We start from the raw sequence: 6,554 nt of genomic DNA on the forward strand, positions 1-6,554 counted from the left end.
CCTATCCTTCGCCTATATATAGCTCAATCAAATACAACCCTATTAAGAAAATCCCGTCATATATAATCACTATTGTGATGCTTTAACGACTGTGCTAAAAATGCCGCATGAATCAGGCCTTGCCATAATTCATGATAGTTATTCATGGACAGGAATCCATCGAATATAAAAACGTATATTGATATATACATAAAGGAATGCGATGTTTTATCACCTTATCTATCGTGCGACATTCAGATTTAACAAGCGAAATAAATGGTGCGGATAGCCCTATTCATCATTTCAAGAAAATCTATTCACCATATTAATTAAGCTCACTGAATAGCTCATGAAAATAAATAATGTACTGTCCAGCCGCTTTATTGCCAGGAAAAAAAAACTGGCCCGCGCGGCGTTAAAAAAAATCCGGCAAATCGATATTCAGCGTCACCTATGGAAAGCGGTTATCGCGGCACCAATGTGTTTGCTGATTATTTATCTGGTGATTTTCAGCCAGCCCCGCTACGTCAGCGAGTCTAAGGTCGCGGTCAAGCGCCCTAACGATCTCGACAGTTCCAGCCTTAATTTCGGCCTGCTGCTGGGGGCATCTAACCCCTCTTCCGCCGAAGATTCGCTGTACCTGAAAGAGTACATCAACTCGCCGGATATGCTGCAAACGCTCGATAAGAAACTCGATTTCCATCAGGCGTTTAGTCAAAGCGGCTGGGATTTTCTGTTCCATTTGCCTGCCGACATTACCGCTGAACGCTACCTTGAGTACTACCGTTCTCGCCTGACCGTCGACTACGACGAGAAAACCGGGCTACTGTCGATTCAGACACAGGGCTTTACCCCTGAGTTCGCCCAGGCGTTTAACCAGGCGGTGCTGAAGGAGTCCGAGCGCTTTATTAACGAGCTATCGCATCGGATCGCCCGCGAGCAAATGCAGTTTGCCGAGCAGCAGTTAGAAGAAACAAAGGCGCGTCTGAACACCAGCAAGAGCCAGCTTCTGGCCTATCAGAACAGTAATAACGTGCTGGACCCTGCCGCCTCCGCTGAAGCAGCAACCACGCTGGTCAACACGCTGATTGCCAAAAAGATTGAGATGGAAGCCGACCTGCGCAACCTGCTGACCTATTTACGCGAAGATGCCCCGCAGGTGGTCAGTACTAAAAATGCGATTAAATCGTTACAAGCGCAGATTGACGTTGAGCAAAACAAAATTACCGCACCGGACGGCAAAAAACTCAACAGCATGGCGGCAGATTTTGAAGATCTTAAAACTACGGTGAAATTTGATAACGACCTGTATGCGCTCGCACTGCAGGCTATCGAAAAAACCCGACTGGAAAGTGCGCGAAAATTAAAAACGCTGTCTGTCATTAGCTCGCCGCAGCTACCGCAAGAATCGCGTTTCCCGAACGTGCCGTATCTTTTAGCCAGCTGGTTATTGGTGTGTTGTCTGCTCTTTGGCACGGCCAAATTATTGATCGCCATTATTGAAGATCACAAAGACTAATTAACCGCCAATATCATTAACAGAGTCTATTATGAAATTAGTTAAAACGATTCTTGTATTGAGTATCCTGCAATCCTGTCAGGCGCTGGCGGTGGGAATTACCGCCGATCCGCAGTTGACAGGGGCCGCTGGACTGCCTCAACTGCTGGCAGCAAAAGCACAGAGCACCGATAGTAACGGATTCGACAATACGCCGATCGCACTGCCCGCGCCGCCGCTAAGCCGTATGTTTGGTGCGCAGCTATTTAATGGTTCCACCGCCGACAGTGGTACCAGCATTGGTTTTAATCCGGGCTATATCATCGGATTAGGCGACACCATCCAGATTCGACTCTGGGGTGCGTTTAATTTTGACGGCGCGCTGACCGTCGATCCGAAAGGGAATATTTTCGTCCCTAATGTCGGGCCGTTAAAGGTCAACGGCGTCAGCAACGGCCAGCTTAACAGCCTGGTGACGACTAAAATTAAAGAGGTATATCAGTCTAACGTTAACGTATATGCCTCTTTGCTACAGGCTCAGCCGGTAAAAGTGTTCGTCACTGGCTACGTGAGAAATCCGGGGCTGTACGGCGGCGTGGCCTCCGATTCTCTGCTCTCTTATCTGAGCAAAGCGGGTGGCGTAGATAGCGATCGCGGAAGCTACGTCGATATCACCGTGAAACGTGGTAAAACCGTGCGTTCGCACATTAACCTGTACGATTTCCTGCTCAACGGCTCGCTAAACCTGTCGCAGTTCGCTGACGGCGACACTATCGTCGTTGGCCCCCGTCAGTACACCTTCAGCGTTGAAGGCGACGTCTATAACAGCTATGACTTCGAATTCCATGACAGCAGCATCCCCGTCACAGAAGCGCTGGCATGGTCACGGCCAAAACCAGGCGCGACGCACTTTACCATCATCCGCCAGCAGGGAGCGATGAAACGGACGGAGTATTATCCGCTCAGTAGCGCTGCGGGGAAAATGCTGCAGGACGGCGACAAGCTGATCATCAGTTCAGACCGCTACGCCGGTACCATCCAGGTACGGATTGAAGGCGCGCACTCCGGAGAACACGCGGTGGTACTGCCGTACGGTTCGACGATGAAACAGGTGCTGGCGCAGCTAAAAACCAACAGCATGTCGCAGCTCAGCAGCATCCAGCTGTATCGCCACTCGGTCGCGGTACGCCAGAAAGAGATGCTCAACACCTCTTTGCAGAAGCTGGAAGAAGCCTCCCTCTCCTCACAGTCAGCTACCCAGGAAGAAGCTCGCCTGCGCGTACAGGAAGCGCAGCTGGTCAGCCGCTTCGTTGCTAAAGCGCGCAACGTAGTGCCGAAGGGCCAGGTCGTGCTTAACGAAAGCAATCTCGACAGCGTGATTCTGGAAGATGGCGATGTCATTACCATCCCGGAAAAAACGTCGCTGGTGATGATCCACGGCTCAGTGCTATTCCCCAACGCCATCTCCTGGGAGCAAAAGCTCGATGTGGATGATTACATTGAGAAATGTGGTGGCCTGACGCAAAAATCCGGGCAGTCAAAAATTATCGTCATCCATCAGGATGGCTCCGCGGTGGATGCTGACGACGTCGATGACATTCGTCCGGGTGATGAAATCATGGTACTGCCGAAGTACGAAACCAAGAACCTGGAAGTCACGCGCGGCATTTCCACCATTCTTTACCAGATGGCTGTGGCAGCGAAAGTCATTCTGGATTTGTAACAACAGGGGCGTGGCGGAGAAACTCCGCCACCAACAGAACACCAACATGGAAGCCGTTCAGGATGATAGGCATCTACTCTTCAGGTATCTGGCAGATCCCGCACCTTCAAAGCTTTTTAGGCGAAGAGTGCAGGAAGCTCTCCTGTTTTTCCACATTGTCTGACGAAGTGCACGCCATTGCCGTTTGGGGAGAACGCCCTTCGGCACAGCGCCCGATCGAACGGGCGCAAAAAGCCGGTGTTCCGGTATTACGACTGGAAGATGGCTTTACGCGCTCGATGGGGCTTGGCATTAACGGCGCGCCACCGTTAAGCATGATCGTTGACGATCTTGGGATTTACTACGATGCTCGCCGGCCTAGCCGACTCGAAATACTGATCCAACAGGAAACAACCGCCCCGAGCTTACAGGATGAGGCGCTACGTGCGACAGCATTTATCGTCGAGAACGATCTGTCCAAATACAACCATGCCCCGCAGTTCAAGGAAAGACACCATTCGGAAGTCACGTTGGTCGTTGACCAGACCTATGGTGATGTCTCCGTTATGCTCGGTGGCGCAACCGAACACCAGTTTGCCGCCATGCTTTCCTGCGCCAAGAAAGAACATCCCCACGGTGAAATTTGGGTGAAAACACACCCGGACGTTCTGACCGGCAAAAAGAAAGGCTATTTTGAATCGCTAACCACCGATCCACGCATTCGGTTAATCACCAAAGATTTTAGCCCACAGTCCCTGCTACGGCGGGTTTCTCATGTGTATACCGTCACGTCCCAGTACGGTATTGAAGCGCTCATGGCCGGGAAAAAAGTCGTTTGCTTCGGTCTGCCATGGTATGCGGGATGGGGGCTCACTGATGATAGACACCCTCAGGCCAACAAAATCGCAGCACGCCGCGGCCCTGCGCCACTGAGCGCGCTGGTCGCTGCCGCATGGTTAAAATACACTCGCTACGTCGATCCCTACACCGGACAGCCAGGCACGTTGTTCGATGTACTTGATTATCTGCGCATGCAGCGCCAATACCTGCTGACTCGAAGTGGTCAGCTATGGGCGCCAGGCATGACGCTATGGAAAAGCAGCATCGTTAAACCTTTCCTGAAAACATCAGGCAACAGCGTTGATTTCTCGCATAAAGGACGAGAAGCCAGCGTTTGCGTCGTTTGGGGAGTCAAAGGTGAACAGCGCTGGCGGCAGAAGGCCGCACAGCACGATATTCCAGTGTGGCGAATGGAGGATGGCTTCCTGCGTTCTTCCGGCCTGGGCTCAGATTTACAGCCACCGCTGTCACTGGTCCTGGACAAAAGTGGTATTTATTACGATGCCAGTCGACCCAGCGATCTCGAAAACTTGCTCAATCATTCGCAATTAACGGCGGAACAGCAGCAGCGAGCACAAGCATTATGGCAAAAGCTTATCGCAAGCAAGCTGAGTAAATATAACCTGGGGGCTAGCTGGAAGCTTCCGCCCAATGCGGCAGGCAAGCGCACACTGCTGGTGACCGGACAGGTTGAGAACGATGCTTCTATTGCCCGTGGCACCACAACAATCAGAAGCAACCTGACTCTGCTGCACACCGTGCGGGAGCGCAACCCCGATACGTTTATTATCTACAAGCCACATCCGGACGTTCTGGTCGGTAACCGTCCCGGCCATATTTCTGACGAAGAAATGTATCATCTCGCTGACTGCATCGCACTGGATGCCGATGTTATTGAATGTATTCAGCAGGTGGATGAAGTTCATACGATGACGTCCCTTTCAGGGTTTGAAGCCCTGATGCACGGCAAAAACGTGTTTTGCTACGGCATGCCCTTCTATGCCGGCTGGGGACTCACGACTGATGAATACTCCTGCGAACGTCGTCAGCGTCGCCTGACGATTTACGATCTTTTATACCAGACGCTCATAAGCTACCCCACCTACATCCATCCAGAGTCTAAGCAGTGTATCTCGCCCGAAATGGCGATGGACTGGCTGCTTGCGCAAAAAAGACAGAACCTGGCAACCAAACGAGGTTCAGGGCAGTACCTGCAGCGACAGGGCCGTAAGCTGCAAATGTTACTTAAAGCGATGAAGAACTAACGTAGAGAAGGATTCTCCATGAACAGTAATACGATCACTACCCTCCTCTCAGGGAAACGTTATCTGCTCTTGCAGGGACCTATGGGGCCGTTCTTCAACGATATGGCCGAGTGGCTGGAATCCCAGGGGCGTGAAGCGAAAAACGTCGTGTTTAACGCCGGCGATCGTTTTTACTGTCGAAAGCGCGCATATCTGACATACCAGCAGACACCGAAAGAGTTTCCACACTGGTTAAAAGAGACGTGGCAGGAATATCCCTTCGACACCATCCTTTGCTTTGGCGACTGCCGCCAGCTGCACCAGGCGGCAAAACGCTGGGCGCAGGCCAAAGGGGTACGCTTTCTGGCATTCGAAGAAGGCTATCTGCGGCCGCACTTTATTACCCTGGAAAGCGGCGGCGTTAATGCCTACTCCTCTCTTCCCCGAGATCCGGAATTCTACCGCCATTTGCCTGAGCAACCCGAACTTGAGGTACAAAGCCTAAAGCCCTCAACCAAACTGCGCATCTGGCACGCGATATGGTATTACCTGGTGAGCTGGTATCACCGGGATCAGTTTCCTCTATATCGACACCATAAGGTTTTTTCCCCATGGTATGAAGGTAAATGCTGGATCCGCGCCGGCTGGCGAAAGCAATGGTACCGCTATAAAGAACGGCATGTAATGGAGCTGCTGAAAACCAAACTCGATAAGCGCTACTTTTTGGCGATTTTGCAGGTTTATAACGATAGCCAGATTCGTCACCATAGTCCGTATAAGGACGTGCGTAATTACATCAATGACGTGATGTACTCTTTCTCAAGAAAGGCATCACCGACGGATTTTCTGGTGTTTAAACATCATCCGATGGATCGTGGACATCGTTTATATGGGCCATTAATCAAAAAGTTGGGGAAACAGTATGGTGTCAGTAATCGGGTAATTTATGTGCACGACCTGCCGATGCCGAAAATGCTGACGTATGCAAAAGCGGTTATCACCATTAACAGCACCGCCGGCATTTCTGCGTTGATCCACAACAAGCCGCTGAAAGTAATGGGACGGGCGTTGTATGACATTAAAGGGTTAACCTATCAGGGGCATTTGAATCAGTACTGGAGTGCCAATTTTAAGCCTGATGCTCGCCTGTTCAAAAAATTTAGCCTGTATTTGCGGGCAAATACACAGATCAATGCTGTGTTTTACGGGAAGAAGTCACCTGAGATGGTGCAGTATCAGGTGACTCATAAGGGAGAGGTTATGGATGGGAAGTGGTTTTTGCAGTAAATAA

Annotated in this window: 4 protein-coding genes; all 4 read left to right on the top strand. The window is 50.9% G+C overall.

All coding sequences use genetic code 11. The features are described from left to right. Positions 1 to 328: 328 nt before the first annotated feature. Positions 329 to 1,498 (top strand): capsule biosynthesis protein, encoded by a 1,170-nt coding sequence (locus NNN71_RS23185; RefSeq protein WP_271459451.1) that lies wholly within the window; start codon positions 329 to 331, stop codon positions 1,496 to 1,498. 31 nt (positions 1,499 to 1,529) lie between these two features. Next, the gene (locus NNN71_RS23190; protein ID WP_167576912.1) at positions 1,530 to 3,200 is read left to right on the top strand and encodes a polysaccharide biosynthesis/export family protein; all 1,671 of its coding nucleotides are present in this window, start codon (positions 1,530 to 1,532) and stop codon (positions 3,198 to 3,200) included. A 62-nt stretch (positions 3,201 to 3,262) separates the two neighbouring features. After that, a complete protein-coding gene (locus NNN71_RS23195; protein ID WP_271459452.1) occupies positions 3,263 to 5,284 on the top strand; it encodes a capsular polysaccharide biosynthesis protein in 2,022 nt (673 codons plus the stop codon). An 18-nt stretch (positions 5,285 to 5,302) separates the two neighbouring features. Next, positions 5,303 to 6,550 (top strand): capsule biosynthesis protein, encoded by a 1,248-nt coding sequence (locus NNN71_RS23200; RefSeq protein WP_271459453.1) that lies wholly within the window; start codon positions 5,303 to 5,305, stop codon positions 6,548 to 6,550. Positions 6,551 to 6,554: the final 4 nt, after the last annotated feature.

Origin of the sequence: Kluyvera sp. Awk 3 (assembly GCF_028069715.1) — a bacterium.
Lineage (GTDB): Bacteria > Pseudomonadota > Gammaproteobacteria > Enterobacterales > Enterobacteriaceae > Kluyvera > Kluyvera georgiana_A.

Excerpts from the sequence above, each read along its gene's own strand:
- NNN71_RS23190 (WP_167576912.1), top strand. The coding sequence starts at position 1,530 with ATGAAATTAGTTAAAACGATTCTTGTATTGAGTATCCTGCAATCCTGT.
- NNN71_RS23200 (WP_271459453.1), top strand. The coding sequence starts at position 5,303 with ATGAACAGTAATACGATCACTACCCTCCTCTCAGGGAAACGTTATCTG.
- NNN71_RS23185 (WP_271459451.1), top strand. The coding sequence starts at position 329 with ATGAAAATAAATAATGTACTGTCCAGCCGCTTTATTGCCAGGAAAAAA.
- NNN71_RS23195 (WP_271459452.1), top strand. The coding sequence starts at position 3,263 with ATGATAGGCATCTACTCTTCAGGTATCTGGCAGATCCCGCACCTTCAA.